The organism is Streptomyces termitum (assembly GCF_014650175.1).
Lineage (GTDB): Bacteria > Actinomycetota > Actinomycetes > Streptomycetales > Streptomycetaceae > Streptomyces > Streptomyces termitum.
Genome location: NZ_BMUL01000010.1, coordinates 226,223 through 240,994, shown reverse-complemented (window position 1 = coordinate 240,994; position 14,772 = coordinate 226,223). Strand labels below are relative to the sequence as shown.

Sequence of the window (14,772 nt, the reverse complement as noted above, 5' to 3'; positions counted from 1 at the left end):
GCCGCCTGGGACACTGGGAGCATGATCGAAGCACGGCGGTTGCACATCCTCCGCGCGGTGGCCGACCACCGCACGGTCACCGCGGCGGCCGCCGCGCTCTACCTCACCCCCTCGGCCGTCTCCCAGCAGCTCGCCGCCCTGGAGCAGGAGACCGGCCACCGGCTGGTCGACCGCAGCGCGCGCGGCGCCCGGCTGACCCCCGCCGGGGAGATCCTGCTGAGCCACGCCAACGCGGTCCTCGCCCAGCTGGAGCGGGCCGAGGCGGAACTGGCGGCGTACGGCTCCGGCGAGGCGGGCACCGTCACGGTGGCCGCCTTCGCCACCGGCATCGGCCTGGTCGTGGCCCCCGCCATCGCGGCGCTGGCCGGCGCCTCGCCCGGCATCCGGGTCCGGGTCCGGGACGCGGAGGGCGACGCGAGCCTGCTCATGGTCCTGGACCGGCAGGTGGACGTGGCGGTGGCCGTCGAGTACCGGGGCGCGCCCGGCGAGGACGACGACCGGCTGACCCGGGTGCCGCTCTACGCGGAGCCCTTCGACGCGGTGCTGCCGCCGGGCCACGCCCTCGCGGCCGGGGAGCGGGTCGGGCTCGCGGCCCTCGCCAAGGACGCCTGGATCGGCCAGTCCGCGGGCAATCCCTGCCACGACGTGACCGTGCTGGCCTGCGAGTACGCGGGGTTCGCGCCCCGCTTCGCACACGTCTCGGACGACTTCCGCGCGGTCGTGGCGCTGGCCGCCGCCGGGGCGGGGGTGGCGCTGGTGCCCCGCTCGGCGCTGCGCGGCATGGACCTGACCGACGTCGGCATCCGGCCGGTGGACGGCGTCGCGCCCACCCGCCGGGTCTTCGCGGCCGTCCGCCGGGGCGCCGGGGAGCATCCCCTGATCGCGCCCGTCCTGGCGGCGCTCGGCACGGCCGCCGCCGTGGTGCCGTGACGCGTCCGCCGGGGCCCGCGCGCGGCGGGCCCCGGCGGAGCGGGCTCAGCGGGCCTGGACGGAGAGGCTCACGCCGCTGAAGCCCTGCTGGGCGGCGAGGCTGAAGTAGACCCAGCCGGCCGGCGGGTTGTCGATCGTCAGCGTCTCGACGTTGCCGGGACCGGCGGACTTGGCGAGGTGGCTGCCGGTGGTGGCCCAGCTGCCGCCGCCGTAGTACAGGTCGGCGTCGCCGGTGCCGCCACCGCTGGTCAGCGTCAGCTTCTTGACGCCGGCCGGCAGGTAGACGAAGTGGTAGCTGTAGCCGCCGGCGGTGGCGGCGAGGCCGTCCCGGCGGCAGTCCTGGTCGAACTGGCGGGCGTCGGGCAGGGTGCAGAGCGGCGCGGCCGGGGCCGTGGTCGTGGCGTCCGGCAGCGGTCCGCAGCCGTCGGTGGCGCAGCTGGTGGTCAGCCAGGTCGCGAAGTCCGCGTCGTAGCGGGTGCCGATGGTCTGCTTCAGGAGCGTGCGGGCCCCGGCCCAGTCACCGGTGCGGTACTCGCCGAGCACCGCCTGGACGTCGGCGGGGTGCTTCTGGAGCATGTAGCGGACCGCGAGCCAGCCCCAGCGGTAGACCCGGTCGGAGTCCGCCTCGGGGTCCTCCTCCTGGCCGTAGACGGTGTCGAAGAGGTCGCTGAGCTTGTACGTCTGCCGGGCGGCCGCGGCGATGGCGTCGCTGTTGCGCTCGTCGCGGTAGCCGTACGAGATGTTCTCGGCGATGCCCTCGACCCACCAGATGGTCGGCGTGGTCATGCCCGCCTCGAAGTCGCCGTGCATGTTGTAGCGGCCGTCGAGGTAGTGGGTGTACTCGTGGTTCAGGTTCCAGATCTGGAAGTCGGGGCGCAGCCAGCTGGCCTCGTGGGCGATGAAGCGGGCCTGGTTGCCGGGGACCGCCGGGTTGCCCTCCTCGTACATGCCGCCGTTGTCGACGTCGATGTCGTAGATCGCCCAGGCGTACAGCGCGTACTGGGTGTAGTCGTCGAAGGCGACGACCTCCAGGTCGGTGTTGACGTCGCCGGGGATCGGGCCCTGGTCGCCGATGATTCGGTGGAAGTACGCGTCCTGGCCGACGAGGCTCGCGCAGGTGCTCGCGAGCTGGCCGGGGGACATGTCCTGGGCGCGGATCTTCAGGCCCGGGGTGCAGGTGTGCTGGGTCGGCAGGACCAGCGGCAGCACGCGCTGCCCGAGGTCGCAGATGCCGTAGGCGGCGCAGTTGCCCTTGTCGTACTGGCGGGTGGCCCAGCCCAGGTTCATGGTGATCGGGGCGGTGGGGCCGACGTTCGGGTAGCGGTTGATCAGGTTCTTGAGGAGCGGCCGGAGCCGGTCCTTGAGCTCGGGGACGTCGAGGGCGCTGCCGAGGTGGCGGCCGACGTTGCTGACCACGTCCAGGCGGTTGAGCTGCGCCTCGTTGCGGGTGACGAAGCCGGACCAGGTGTCGAGGATCGAGGGGTCGGCCTTGAGGGCGGCGCGCCAGCCGCGCGCGTCGTTCTTGGCCTTGAAGCCGTTCTCGACGACCCATTCGACGTGCTGCATGGCCAGGTTCATCTGGCCGGGCCAGGTGGCGTCGTAGGCGCCGAGCATCCACTTGACGACACCGGCGTACCGGCCGGCCTCGTGGGTGCTGTCGACGAGGGTGACGACCTCGTTGAGGATCGCGCCGTTGGCGTCGGTGACGTCCTTGCTGCGCGGGTTGGCGAAGAAGGCGTCGAGGGCGCCGCGCGCCGCGCCCTGGAGGGCCGGGCCGTAGTCGCCGACGGCGGCGGCGTTGTTGTCCTGCACGTAGTACCCGGCGCGCAGGAACATCACCAGCTGGCCGACGGCGGCGCGGTTGTCGCCGGTGTACGTGGCGGACGCGTCGCGCAGCGCGTCGGCGACGGTCACCATCTGGGCCTCGCGGAAGGCCTTGCGCGCGTTCTCGCCGGTGAGCTCGAACAGCGGGTAGGTGCAGGTGATCTGGGGGAGCGCGGTGAGGCGCTGGACCAGGGTGGCGCCGGTGGCGTCGATGACGCCGGAGAGGTCGCCGCAGGGGTCGGCGGCGGCCGCGAGGCGCCGGTCCGCGCGGGTGGCGGCCGCGGCCCGGGGGCCGCTCTCCTCGGTGCCGTCCTGGGAGGAGAGCCGGAAGCGGGGGTTGTCGCTGAGGGCGTGGGGCGACTTGGGGACGGGGAAGGACCGCGGCGTCGCGGCGGCGGTCTCCTGCCCGGCCCGCGGGGCCGGGGCGGTGGCGCCGGTGGCGGCCTGGCTCTGCGGTGCGAACAGGCCGAGGGAGAGGAAGACGGCCGCGCCGAGCGCGGGAAGTCTTCGCGCGGCGGTCTTCGATGTCCGGAAGGGACGCATCTGTGGGGGCCTCCGGGGCCGTTGGGGCCGCGTGCGGAGCGCACGGGCTACTGACATGTGACGTGTAAAATTTCACATGTCGCATTGTTCTGGAAGACCCCGGACAGGATTCGTCGCACGCGGCCCCGGGGCGCGACCGTCCGCCCCGGGGCCGTACCCGCGCCGCGAAGCCCTACGGGCCGGTCGGCGCGGCGCCCTCGACGACCGGGGTCAGGCCGTCCAGGAGCGCCTTGAGGCCCGCCTCGAAGAAGTCGTCGAGCCGCATGTCGTAGCCGTCCGCGCCGAAACCGCCGACGATCCTGGCGAAGACCGGGAAGCGGCCCGAGGCCGCCAGGTCCCCCAGGGCGCCGGCCCGGTCGTCCATCCAGGCGTCCTCCGACTGTCCGGTGGCCGCCTCGGCCTGCGCCTCCCACTCCAGGTGGACGGCCAGCCCCTGGACGTGGCTGTAGATCAGGACGTGCGTCTCGAACAGGGCCTTCGGCGCGAGGCCGTGGCCGTCGAGGGCGCTCAGCATCCGCTCCCCGTGCACCATCAGGCCCGGCGAGATCAACGGGCGGGTGAGGGAGCCCAGTTGGGCCAGCCACGGATGCGCGCGGTACAGCGACCAGAGGGTCCGCGCGACCTCCTCGACGCGGGCGCGCCACCCCTCGGGCACCTCGGCGGGATAGGCCGCCTCGCCGTACGCGGCGTCGGCCATGAGCAGGACGAGGTCGTCCTTGCCGGTGACGTACCGGTACGGCGACATGGCGGCGACGCCGAGCCGGGCCGCCACGCCGCGCATGGAGAGCCCCGGCAGCCCCTCGGCGTCGGCGATCTCCACGGCCGCGCGCACGATCCGGTCGAGGGTCAGGTCCTGCTCGGAGGGGGGAGCGGCGGCCGGGGGCCGGCGGGGCGCGCCCGCCGGTGCGGTGGCCGGGGCGGAGGCGGTCCGCGCGGTGCCCGCGACCACGGTGCCGGCCCGGGGGCGGGTCTCGACCAGGCCCTCCAGGCGGAGGGTGGTCAGGGCCTTGGTGGCGGTGGCGAGCGCCACACCCCAGTCCTTCGCCAGCTGCCGGGTCGAGGGGACCCGGTCGCCGGGGGCCAGTTCGCCGTCCGCGATCCGCCGCCGGATCCCGGCGACGATGCGCAGGTAGGGCGGCTGCCCCGAGGGTCCTGTGATCTGCGTCACTTCATCTCCCTTGGTCTGGCTGTACTAGTGCAGAGGTCACCTGTGAGGGTGTCTCGTCGTGCCTGAACTGACCTAGTACAGCTCCTCGTTGCCGCACTTGAGGGTGCTGCGCGTACGCCGTACGTTCAGTTGCGTACAGCGTAACCCTAAGCACTCACCGAACGAGGAGTTCCCATGCAGACCGTGCTCATCTCCGGCGGCGGCATCGCCGGCCCCGTCCTCGCCCACTGGCTCCACCGCCGCGGCTTCGCCCCCACCGTCGTCGAGCGCGCCCCCGGGCTCCGCTCCGGCGGACAGGCCGTCGACGTCCGGGGCGTCGCCCTGGAGGTCCTCGACCGCACCGGCCTGCTCGACCGCGCCCGGAGCGTCCGCACCCGGATGCGCGGCATGTCGGTCCTCGACCCCACCGGCCAGGAGGTCCACCGCTCCACCGAGGCCACCTACAGCAGCGGCCGGCTCGACAGCCCCGACATCGAGGTGCTGCGCGACGACCTCGTCCGGATGGCGTACGAGCACACCCGCGCCGACGTCGAGTACCTCTTCGACGACAGCGTCACCGCCCTCGACGAGGACGCCTCGGGCGTCCACGTGACCTTCCGCCGCTCCGCGCCCCGCACCTTCGACCTGGTGATCGGCGCCGACGGCCTCCACTCCACCGTCCGGCGCCTCGCCTTCGGGCCCGAGGAGGACTTCTCCCACCACCTGGGCAGCTACCTCTCCGTCTTCGGCACCGAGAACTTCCTCGGCCTGGAGGACTGGCAGGTCTGGCTGAGCGACGACGGCGTGGGCTTCGGCATCATGCCCGTCCGCGCCAACACCGAACTGCGCGTCGCCTTCGGCTTCGAGTCCGGCGTTCTGCCCGCCGGTCTGCGCACCCTCGAGGAGCTGCGCCGCCGCGTCGTCGAACGGCTCTCCGGGCTGAGCTGGGAGGGCGCCCGGCTGGCCGAAGCCGCCGGGAAGGCCCCCGACTTCTACTGCGACGCCATGGCCCAGATCCGGATGGACCACTGGTCCCGGGGCCGGATCGCGCTGCTCGGCGACGCCGGGTACTGCCCCTCCCCGCTCTCCGGGCAGGGCACCAGCCTCGCCGTCGTGGGCGCCTACGTGCTGGCCGAGTCCCTCGCCCTGACGCCCGGCGACCACCGGGCCGCGTTCGCCCGCTACGAGCGGCGGCTGCGCCCCTTCGTGGAGCTCAACCAGGCCCTGGCCACCGAGAACGCCGGCGGTCCGGCCCCCGAGGAGTCCGTCGCCCGCGCCAAGAACGCCTACGAACTGGACGCCTGACGATGGCCCGTCAGTCCGCCGAGGGCCGCCAGCCGACGGCCTCGACACGGGCCGCGTCCGCCGGGCGCGCCTCGTCGAAGAGGACCCGGCCCTCCGCGTCCAGGACGCGCGCCCCGGTCACGTACGCGCCGCGGCCGGTGGCGGCGGACCGGGTGACCAGGCGGAAGCGGAGCCGTACGGGACGGTCCTGCGGCAGGTCGGCGGAGAGCCGGTGCCAGACCCGCCCCGACCACCCGGAGGCCCGGCCGTCGGGATGCGGGCGGAAGGCGCCGGACCGGTCGGGCGGCGCGGCGCCGAGCGGCGCGGTGCGGAAGGGGACGGGGCGCGCCGTCGAGGCCGAGCCCTCCTGGGGCCCCGCCTCCTCCAGGTGGAGCGCGTCCCGCGGCGCGGTGTCCCACCAGACCAGGCACTCCAGCCGGGTCGCGCCCGGACCGGCGGGCGGGAGGGTGAGGGTGACGGACCCGGGGGCCGCCATCCCTGAGAACCAGGCCGCCCCGCCGCCCGGCGGCCGGACCGGCAGGGCGCGCGCCAGGCGGTTCGCGGCGGCGGCCCGGGGCGCGGAACCGGAACGCCAGGTGCGGACGGGGTGCACCGAGTTGGCGAGGAGGATCAGGAAGGCGTCCGCCTCCGGGTCCAGGACCAGGCTGGTGCCGGTGAAACCGGTGTGCCCGGCGGTGCGAGGCCCGGACAGCGCGCCCATGTACCACCGCTGGTCCAGCTCGAAGCCGAGCCCGTGGGCGTGGCCGGGGAAGGCGCCGTTGACGTCGGTGAGGAGCAGTTCCGCGGAGGCGGGGGAGAGGACGCGGACGGAGCCGTACGCGCCGCCGTCGAGGAGGGTGCGGGCCAGCACGGCGAGGTCGCGGGCGCGGGAGAAGACCCCGGCGTGGCCCGCGACGCCGCCCAGGGCGTGGGCGTTCTCGTCGTGGACCTCGCCCCGCACCATGCCCCGGTCGAGCCGGGCCCACGGCCGGCGGGAGTCCTCGGTGGCCGCGATCCCCGCCCGCCAGGAGAGCGGGGGGACGAAACGCGTGCGGTGCATCCCGAGCGGAGCGGTGATCTCGTCGTGGAGCAGGACCTCCAGACCGCGACCGGTGATCCGTTCCAGGAGCGCCTGGAGCGCGATCAGGTTGAGGTCCGAGTAGCGGTAGACCGAGCCCGGCGGGTCCAGCGGCGCCTCCGCCCACAGCGGCCCCAGCCGCCCCTCCGGCCCCGGGGGTCCGTACAGCGGCAGCCAGTCCCGCAGTCCCGAGGTGTGCGCCAGCAGCTGCCGGACCGTGATCCCGGCCTTCCCCGCCCGGCCGAACTCCGGCAGGTGCGCCGCGACCCGGTCGTCCGGGCCCAGGGCGCCCCGCTCCATCTGCCGCACGGCCAGGATCGCGGTGAACAGCTTGGTCAGCGAGGCCACGTCGAAGACCGTGTCGGGCGTCATCGGGACCCGCAGCTCCGGCGGGAGGGGGACGCCCGTGTCCGTCCCCTCGTCGTACCGCTCCCAGCGCGCCGCCCAGCCGACGGCCCGGTGCAGCGCCACCGTGCGGCCCCGCCCGGCGAGCACCACGGCACCCGCGCACCACGGACGCGCCGCGCGGCCGGGCTCCGGTCCGGGCTCCGATCCGGGCTCCGATCCGGGTTCCGGTCCCGCGACGGGGGAGAGGAAGGCGGACACGTCGTCGACGAGCCGGTCCAGCTCGCGCGGAAGCAGCCCGGCCTCCTCCGCCGTCCCCCACCGCAGCACCCCCGCCCGCCCGCGCCCGCTCTCCTCCGCCACCGCCGCCTCCCGTCCTCGCCCGCGTGCCCGCGCCCGCGCCTCACCGCGCGCCGGTGCCCGTACGCGTACCCGTCCCGCCTCCCCCATGATCACCCCACACCACCCCACCCCCCTGGAACCGGTCCCACCCCACCCCGCCCAAAGAATCTGACGCTCCATCAGAAAACCTCTTCCCTCCGTCGCACCGCTGCGGCATCCTGCGCCCATGGAGACGGAGCTGAGTCGCACACTGGGGATCGAGCACGCCATCTTCGGCTTCACGCCCTTCCCCGCGGTCGCCGCCGCCCTCAGTCGCGCCGGCTGCTTCGGCGTCCTGGGGGCGGTCCGTTACACCGCCCCCGACGACCTCGCCCGCGACCTCGACTGGATGCAGGAGCACACCGACGGACGGCCCTACGGCCTCGACGTCGTCATGCCCGCCAAGAAGGTCGAGGGCGTCACCGAGGCCGACGTCGAGGCGATGATCCCCGAGGGGCACCGGGCCTACGTCCGGTCGGTCCTCGCCCAGCACGGCGTGCCCGAGCTCGCCGAGGGCGAGGCGTCCGGCTGGCGGATCACCGGCTGGATGGAGGAGGTCGCCCGGAGACAGCTCGACGTGGCCTTCGACTATCCCGTCAAACTCCTCGCCAACGCCCTCGGTTCGCCGCCGCCGGACGTCGTGGCCCGCGCCCACGAGCACGGCGTGCTCGTCGCCGCGCTCGCGGGCAGCGCCCGGCACGCCCGCCGCCACGCCGAGGCGGGCATCGACATCGTCGTCGCCCAGGGGTACGAGGCGGGCGGCCACACCGGCGAGATCGCCTCGATGGTCCTCACCCCCGAGGTCGTCGAGGCCGTCTCGCCGCTGCCGGTGCTCGCCGCCGGAGGCATCGGCAGCGGCGAGCAGATCGCCGCCGGGCTCGCGCTCGGCGCGCAGGGCGTCTGGCTCGGCTCGCTCTGGCTCACCACCACCGAGGCCGACCTCCACTCGCGCGCCCTCACCGCGAAGCTGCTCGCCGCCGGTTCCGGCGACACGGTCCGCTCCCGCGCGCTGACCGGCAAACCCGCCCGCCAGCTGCGCACCGAGTGGACGGACGCCTGGGAGGACCCGGCGGGACCCGGCCCGCTCCCCATGCCGCTCCAGGGCCTGCTGGTCGCGGAGGCCGTCTCGCGGATCCAGAAGTACGAGGTCGATCCGCTGCTCGGCACCCCGGTCGGCCAGATCGTCGGCCGGATGAACTCCGAGCGGAGCGTCCGGCAGGTCGTCGACGAGCTGACCCGCGGCTTCGAGAAGGCCGTCGACCGGATCAACCGCGTCGCGGGGAGGAACCGGTGACCGCCACCGCGCCCCACGGCTTCTGGGCCCAGGCCGCCGCCGACCCCGACCGCACCGCGCTGGTCGCGCCGGACGGCGAGGAGTGGTCGGCGGGCCGGCTGCTCGCCGCCGCGAACCGCATGGTCCACGGACTGCGCGCGGCCGGTCTGGAGCGCGGCGACGCCTTCGCCGTCGTGCTGCCCAACGGCCCCGAGTTCTTCACCGCCCACCTCGCCGCCACCCAGGCCGGCCTCTACCTGGTCCCGGTCAACCACCACTTCGTGGCCGCCGAGATCGCCTGGATCGTCGCCGACTCCGGCGCCAAGGTGCTGATCGCGCACGAGCGCTTCGCCGAGGCGGCGGGCGCCGCCGCCGACGGGGCGGGACTCGACCCGGCCCGCCGGTACGCGGTCGGTACGGTCCCCGGCTTCCGCCCGTACGCCGAACTCCTCGACGGGCAGCCGGAGTCGGCGCCCGCCGACCGCACCCTCGGCTGGGTCATGAACTACACCTCGGGCACCACCGGCCGCCCCCGGGGCATCCGCAGGCCGCTGCCCGGCCGGCTCCCGGAGGAGTCCCACCTCGGCGGCTTCCTCGGCATCTTCGGCATCCGCCCGCACGACGGGAACGTGCACCTGGTCTGCTCGCCGCTCTACCACACGGCCGTCCTCCAGTTCGCCGCCGCCGCGCTGCACATCGGGCACCCGCTGGTCGTCATGGACAAGTGGGCGCCGGAGGAGATGCTGCGGCTGATCGACGCGTACGCCTGCACCCACACCCACATGGTCCCCACCCAGTTCCACCGGCTGCTCGCCCTCCCCGAGGAGGTCCGGGGGCGGTACGACGTGCGCGCGATGCGGCACGCCGTGCACGGCGCCGCGCCCTGCCCCGAGCACGTCAAGCGGGCGATGATCGCCTGGTGGGGCGGGTGCGTGGAGGAGTACTACGCGGCCAGCGAGGGCGGCGGGGCGTTCGCGACGGCCGAGGAGTGGCTCAAGCGGCCCGGCACGGTCGGCCGGGCCTGGCCGATCAGCGAACTCGCCGTCCTCGACGACGACGGCAACCGGCTGCCGCCCGGCGAACTCGGCACCGTCTACCTGAAGATGAACACCGGCGGGTTCCAGTACCACAAGGACGAGGCGAAGACGGCGAAGTCCCGCGTCGGCGACTTCTTCACCGTCGGCGACCTCGGCTACCTCGACGAGGACGGCTACCTCTACCTCCGCGACCGCAAGATCGACATGATCATCTCGGGCGGGGTCAACATCTACCCCGCCGAGATCGAGGCCGCGCTCCTCGCCCACCCGGCCGTCGCGGACGCCGCCGCCTTCGGGGTGCCGCACGCCGACTGGGGCGAGGAGGTGAAGGCGGTCGTCGAGACCGCCGAGGGGTACGGGGAGGGCCCGGCGCTCGCCGAGGAGATCCTCGCCCACTGCGCCGGGCGGCTGGCCGGCTTCAAGCGGCCGAAGTCGCTCGACTTCATCGCCGTCATGCCCCGCGACCCCAACGGCAAGCTCTACAAGCGCCGCCTGCGCGACCCGTACTGGGAGGGCCACGACCGCCCCCTCTGAGCCGTTCCGTACATCCCGACTCCTGGTGACCACTCACGGATCGCCCGGCCGCTGCCCCGTCAGGGCGGGCAGCGGCCGGGCTTCTTCATGGGCGGAGCACGGCCCCGGGGACCGGTGCGAAACGGGCACGGCGCCACTCTCCGGTAGCATCGGTCGCGGCAGATCCATTTGCTTTGAAAGCAAATCCACATCGGAGGGTTCAGGGTGTCGACCGAGCGCGAGAGGAGCGGGGCCGCCGGACCGGACGTCGACGACGCCGTCCGTACGCTGCTGCTGCTCATGCCCCGGGTGGTGGGGCGGTCCAAGCGCGTCAAGGTGCCGGAGGAGCTCGCGTCCCTGACGCTGGCGCCCCGTCACCTCTCCCTGCTCGCCTACCTCCTCTTCGACGGCCCCCAGTGCGTCCACGAACTGGCCGCCCGGCTGGGCGTGGCGCCGACCACCGTCAGCCTGATGGTGGGGGACCTGGCGAAGAAGGGCGTCCTGGAACGGCACGAGGATCCCGCCGACCGCAGAAGGAAGATCGTCTCGATCGCGGAGGGGCGCAGAAGCTCCATCGACGGCTGGCTCGGCCGCAGCGCCGGAGCCTGGCGGGCCGCCCTGGCCCCGCTGGGAGCGGCCGAACGGCGGATGTTCATCGACACCCTCGCCGCGTACGAGCACGGTCTGGCCGACGCAGAAGAATGACGGAAACGGGCCGCGGCCCCGTCCCCGGCGGACGGCCGCGGCTCCCTAGGGCAGGAAGAGGATGATGACTTCGAGCACCAAGGCGTTGACCCGGGAGTGGACCACGTGGGGGCCGGTGGTGGCCCTGCTTGCGCTGGTCTTCGCCTGGGGGCGGGAGCTACCGGGCTTCGCCGTCGCCCTCGTCGCGCTCTGCCTGGCCGCCGCCGTCCTCGCCGCGGTCCACCACGCCGAGGTGATCGCCCACCGGGTCGGCGAACCCTTCGGCTCGCTCGTGCTGGCCGTCGCCGTCACCGTCATCGAGGTCGGACTCATCGTCAGCCTCATGATCGGCGGCGGCGACAAAGTGGCCACCTACGCCCGGGACACGGTCTTCGCCGCCGTCATGATCACCTGCAACGGCATCGTCGGCCTCTGCCTCCTGGTCGCCGCCCTGCGCAACCGGGTCGCGGTCTTCAACGCCGAGGGCTCCGGCGGCGCGCTCGCCACCGTCTGCACCCTCGCCACGATGACCCTGGTCCTCCCCACCTTCACCACCAGCCACCAGGGCCCCGAGTTCTCCGGCGCCCAGCTCGCCTTCGCCGCCATCGCCTCCATCGGCCTGTACGGGGTCTTCGTCGCCGTCCAGACCTTCCGGCACCGCGACTACTTCCTCCCCGTCACCTCCGACGGCAAGGAGCTCTCGGAGGACGAGCACGCCGACCCGCCGACCAAAGCGGCCACCTTCTTCAGCCTCGGCCTGCTCCTCGTCGCCCTCATCGCCGTCGTCGGCAACGCCAAGGTGATCTCGCCGACCATCGAGGACGGTGTCGAGTCGGCCGGACTGCCCAAGGCCGTCGTCGGTGTCGTCATCGCCCTGATGGTCCTGCTGCCCGAGACCCTCGCCGCGATGCGGGCCGCCCGCCGCGACCGGATGCAGACCAGCCTCAACCTCGCCTACGGCTCCGCGATCGCCTCCATCGGCCTGACCATCCCGACCATCGCGCTCGCCTCCATCTGGCTGGACGGGCCCCTGGTCCTCGGCCTGGGGCCCCTCCACATGGTGCTGCTCGCCCTCACCGGCGTGGTCAGCGCGCTGACCGTGGTGCCGGGCCGGGCCACCCTCCTCCAGGGCGGCGTCCACCTCTCGATCTTCGCCGCCTTCGTGTTCCTCTCCTTCAGCCCCTGACCGGGAACCCGTCCCCCGGCCGGAAGCCCCCGGCCGGGGTCACCGCTCCCTGACCGGCACCACCTTCAGCGCGGGCGAGCGCAGGATGTCCTTCTCGCAGAACCGGGAGGTCACCCAGCGCTCGCCCGCGTACAGCTTCGTCTGGTCGGCGAAGTGCGGGGAGTTCGGGTTCGAGGACTGGGAGTACGACAGCAGGGTGCGGGCCACCGGGCAGCGCCCGCCGTCCCAGCCCACCGCCTGCACGTGGCTCGTGCCGTGCGCGACCTCCACGTAGCCCCCGCCCGCCGCGTTCCACACGGCCTCCGTCTTGTTCCAGACGCCGAGCGACTCCGTCCCGCCGCCCACCGGGATCCGCTCCCCGCCGCGCACCACGAACTGGTGGTCGCCCAGCCGCGCGTCCAGCGGGATGCCCGCCGCCCGCAGCTCCGCCACCGCGTCCGCCAGCGCCTTCGCGAAGCCCGCCGTGCCCGTCTCGATCCCGCGCGGGGTGCGCACCGGGTCCGCCGCCGAGAACGGCACCCGCCACTGCCGGGCCGCCGGCACCGAGGCCGTGAACCGCCGCCAGAACCGGTCGAAGAGCAGCGCGCCCCGGCTGTCCGCGTCCATCGTCCGGTCCCAGCCGGCGAGCGCCCGGCACGCCTCCGGCTCACCGGGCAGCACCGCCGGGCAGGCCGCGACCACGTCGTCCCCGGCGAGGTCCGCCGCCGGCACCCGCTCGGCGAACTGCTGCCGCTGGAGGTCCGCCACCGTCAGCCGGCCGCGCGCCGCCATCGCCGACACGTCCTCGATCCCGCCCCGGGTCCGCAGCGACCGCTGGGTCGCCTGCGTGCCGAAGACCCGCTCGTAACCGGTCAGCGGACGGTCCGCGTTGGCCAGCCACGCGCTGTCGTTCGAGTTCGCCGCGTACGGCGCGTCCGTCAGCACCGGCATCCGGGACGGCCCGAAGATCCCCGGCTGCACCGCGTCCGGGTCCGAGCCGAGCGCGCACGCCGACCGCGCGCCGTCGAGGACGGCCACGCCCGACGCCGGGTAGACGACCCGGCCGAGCGGCGTCGAGCAGCGCTCCGCCAGCTCGTCGGTGATCCTGGGCAGCACCTGGGACTGGCCGAAATAGGTGCGCCCGGCCGCGTCCGCCGCGATCGTGTTCACCCACGGCAGGCCCTGGGTGCGGCGCAGCGCCTCCGACACGTCCCGCACCGAGCGGGCCTTCCCGAGGGCCAGCGCGGTGTCGGAGCCCCGCAGATTGGCCGCGTTCGGATCGTTGAGCGCGTAGGCGGTGGCCGCCGTCCACGGCAGCGGCAGGGCCGGACCCAGCCCGTCCGTCACCGGCCCGTACCGGGTCCACCACTGGGTACGGGTCACCGGCGCGCCGTCCCGGTCCGCCACCGTCACCGTCCGCGCCGTCATCCGCTCCGGCTTCCCGTCCACCAGGTAGGACGTCGGGTCGCCGGGCACCAGCGCCAGCTGGTGCAGGTTCATCGGCACGCCGGTGGCGACCGTGTGACTCCAGGCCACCTTGTCGTTGAAGCCGATGTTGACGACGGCGGTGCCGAGCAGCGAGGCGCCCGACACGTTCAGCTCGCCGGGAATGGTCTGCTGCGACTGCCAGAACCGGCGGCCGCCCTGCCACGGGTAGTGCGGATTGCCGAGCAGCAGCCCCCGCCCGTTCGCCGTCGTGGCGCCCGAGAACGCCACCGCGTTGGAGCCCATGGTGGCGTTCTCCGGCGCGAACAGCGCCCGCGCCGCCTCCGCCGTCCGCTCCGGGTCGGGACCGGGCGCGGCGGCGGCGCGGGCCGCGGCCCCGGCCGGCGGGGCCGCCGCCGCGATGCCGTCCACCGCCCGCCCCTGCCCGCCGAGCACGGAGACCGCGAAGCCGCGCCGGGCCACGTCCAGCCCGGTCACCGGCCGGACCCAGGAGGCGCCCGCGCACGCCGGGTCGGTGATCCGGTTCTTCCGCAGCCAGGCGTTGTACCCGGCCGCCCACCCCCGCATCAGCTCCTTCAGGTCGCCGCTCGGGCCGGCCGGGGCCGGGGCGCGCAGCAGCGCCTCCACCGTCCCGGCCTCCTTCACGCCCCGGAAGTACAGGTCGCTGGAGAGGTTCGTGGTCGCGGAGGAGAGCGAGCCGTCCGGCGCGCCCGCGGAGCCGAAGTACCGGGAGCGTTCGCCGTTCACGGTCAGGAAGCCGTCCGCGAGCACGCACACCTGGTCGGCGGCCTGCGCCCATCCGGTGCCGAAGCCCAGGTCCGCGTAGCTCCCGGCCAGGATGTGCGGCACCCCGTACTCGGTGTAGCGGACGACGGCGCTCAGGCCCCGGTCGGACGGCCGGTGCTCCCGGCCCCGGTCCCCGCCCGGGTCGGCCGCCGCGGCGCCGGGCAGCAGCCCCGCGGTGACGGCGGCCAGCGAGGCGCCCACCAGCGCCAGCCGTCCCCGGGAACGACGGGAGAGGAAAGTGCGCAGGTGCAAGATGACTCCCAACGGGCAGGTGGTGAAAGCCGGTCGGGCCATCCAGTCAGCCCGGCGCGCACCCTGTCAACAGGCCCTTCCGCG

Annotated in this window: 10 protein-coding genes; 6 read left to right on the top strand and 4 right to left on the bottom strand. The window is 74.4% G+C overall.

Annotated features, from left to right (window positions below; translation table 11 throughout):
• The first annotated feature begins 21 nt into the window (after window positions 1–21).
• Window positions 22–930 (top strand): LysR family transcriptional regulator, encoded by a 909-nt coding sequence (locus IE219_RS20505; protein ID WP_189979525.1) that lies wholly within the window; start codon window positions 22–24, stop codon window positions 928–930.
• A 45-nt stretch (window positions 931–975) separates the two neighbouring features.
• On the opposite strand, the gene IE219_RS20500 is transcribed toward IE219_RS20505, so the two are convergent.
• Together IE219_RS20500 and IE219_RS20495 are read right to left on the bottom strand one after the other, a co-directional pair.
• Entirely contained in the window at window positions 976–3,297 is a 2,322-nt protein-coding gene (locus tag IE219_RS20500) for a M9 family metallopeptidase (RefSeq protein ID WP_189979523.1), read from the bottom strand.
• A 172-nt stretch (window positions 3,298–3,469) separates the two neighbouring features.
• Complete coding sequence (locus IE219_RS20495; RefSeq protein ID WP_189979521.1) at window positions 3,470–4,465, bottom strand: TetR/AcrR family transcriptional regulator C-terminal domain-containing protein; 996 nt, start codon at window positions 4,463–4,465, stop codon at window positions 3,470–3,472.
• A 174-nt stretch (window positions 4,466–4,639) separates the two neighbouring features.
• On the opposite strand from IE219_RS20495, the gene IE219_RS20490 reads away from it, so the two are divergent.
• The gene (locus IE219_RS20490; RefSeq protein ID WP_189979519.1) at window positions 4,640–5,749 is read left to right on the top strand and encodes an FAD-dependent monooxygenase; all 1,110 of its coding nucleotides are present in this window, start codon (window positions 4,640–4,642) and stop codon (window positions 5,747–5,749) included.
• A 10-nt stretch (window positions 5,750–5,759) separates the two neighbouring features.
• On the opposite strand, the gene IE219_RS20485 is transcribed toward IE219_RS20490, so the two are convergent.
• A complete protein-coding gene (locus tag IE219_RS20485) occupies window positions 5,760–7,601 on the bottom strand; it encodes a serine hydrolase domain-containing protein (RefSeq protein ID WP_189979517.1) in 1,842 nt (613 codons plus the stop codon).
• Window positions 7,602–7,719: 118 nt separating this feature from the next.
• Between IE219_RS20485 and IE219_RS20480 the strand changes: the two genes are divergently transcribed.
• The 4 genes from IE219_RS20480 to IE219_RS20465 all read left to right on the top strand — a co-directional run bounded on the left by IE219_RS20480 (window position 7,720) and on the right by IE219_RS20465 (window position 12,225).
• On the top strand, window positions 7,720–8,826 hold the full coding sequence (locus tag IE219_RS20480) for an NAD(P)H-dependent flavin oxidoreductase (RefSeq protein WP_189979515.1): 1,107 nt from the start codon (window positions 7,720–7,722) through the stop codon (window positions 8,824–8,826).
• A complete protein-coding gene (locus IE219_RS20475; RefSeq protein ID WP_189979513.1) occupies window positions 8,823–10,376 on the top strand; it encodes an acyl-CoA synthetase in 1,554 nt (517 codons plus the stop codon). Before IE219_RS20480 ends, IE219_RS20475 begins: the two co-directional genes overlap by 4 nt.
• A gap of 279 nt (window positions 10,377–10,655) precedes the next feature.
• Window positions 10,656–11,060, top strand: coding sequence for a MarR family winged helix-turn-helix transcriptional regulator (locus tag IE219_RS20470; RefSeq protein WP_189979674.1), 405 nt, complete (start codon window positions 10,656–10,658; stop codon window positions 11,058–11,060).
• 64 nt (window positions 11,061–11,124) lie between these two features.
• A complete protein-coding gene (locus IE219_RS20465; RefSeq protein ID WP_189979511.1) occupies window positions 11,125–12,225 on the top strand; it encodes a calcium:cation antiporter in 1,101 nt (366 codons plus the stop codon).
• A gap of 39 nt (window positions 12,226–12,264) precedes the next feature.
• On the opposite strand, the gene IE219_RS20460 is transcribed toward IE219_RS20465, so the two are convergent.
• The gene (locus tag IE219_RS20460; RefSeq protein WP_229849890.1) at window positions 12,265–14,688 is read right to left on the bottom strand and encodes a penicillin acylase family protein; all 2,424 of its coding nucleotides are present in this window, start codon (window positions 14,686–14,688) and stop codon (window positions 12,265–12,267) included.
• Window positions 14,689–14,772 lie beyond the last annotated feature (84 nt).

Bases quoted from the DNA above. Each gene is read 5' to 3' on its own strand.
- IE219_RS20465 (WP_189979511.1), top strand. From the start codon at position 11,125: ATGACTTCGAGCACCAAGGCGTTGACCCGGGAGTGGACCACGTGGGGG.
- IE219_RS20485 (WP_189979517.1), bottom strand. From the start codon at position 7,601: ATGGGGGAGGCGGGACGGGTACGCGTACGGGCACCGGCGCGCGGTGAG.
- IE219_RS20470 (WP_189979674.1), top strand. From the start codon at position 10,656: ATGCCCCGGGTGGTGGGGCGGTCCAAGCGCGTCAAGGTGCCGGAGGAG.
- IE219_RS20505 (WP_189979525.1), top strand. From the start codon at position 22: ATGATCGAAGCACGGCGGTTGCACATCCTCCGCGCGGTGGCCGACCAC.
- IE219_RS20500 (WP_189979523.1), bottom strand. From the start codon at position 3,297: ATGCGTCCCTTCCGGACATCGAAGACCGCCGCGCGAAGACTTCCCGCG.
- IE219_RS20490 (WP_189979519.1), top strand. From the start codon at position 4,640: ATGCAGACCGTGCTCATCTCCGGCGGCGGCATCGCCGGCCCCGTCCTC.
- IE219_RS20480 (WP_189979515.1), top strand. From the start codon at position 7,720: ATGGAGACGGAGCTGAGTCGCACACTGGGGATCGAGCACGCCATCTTC.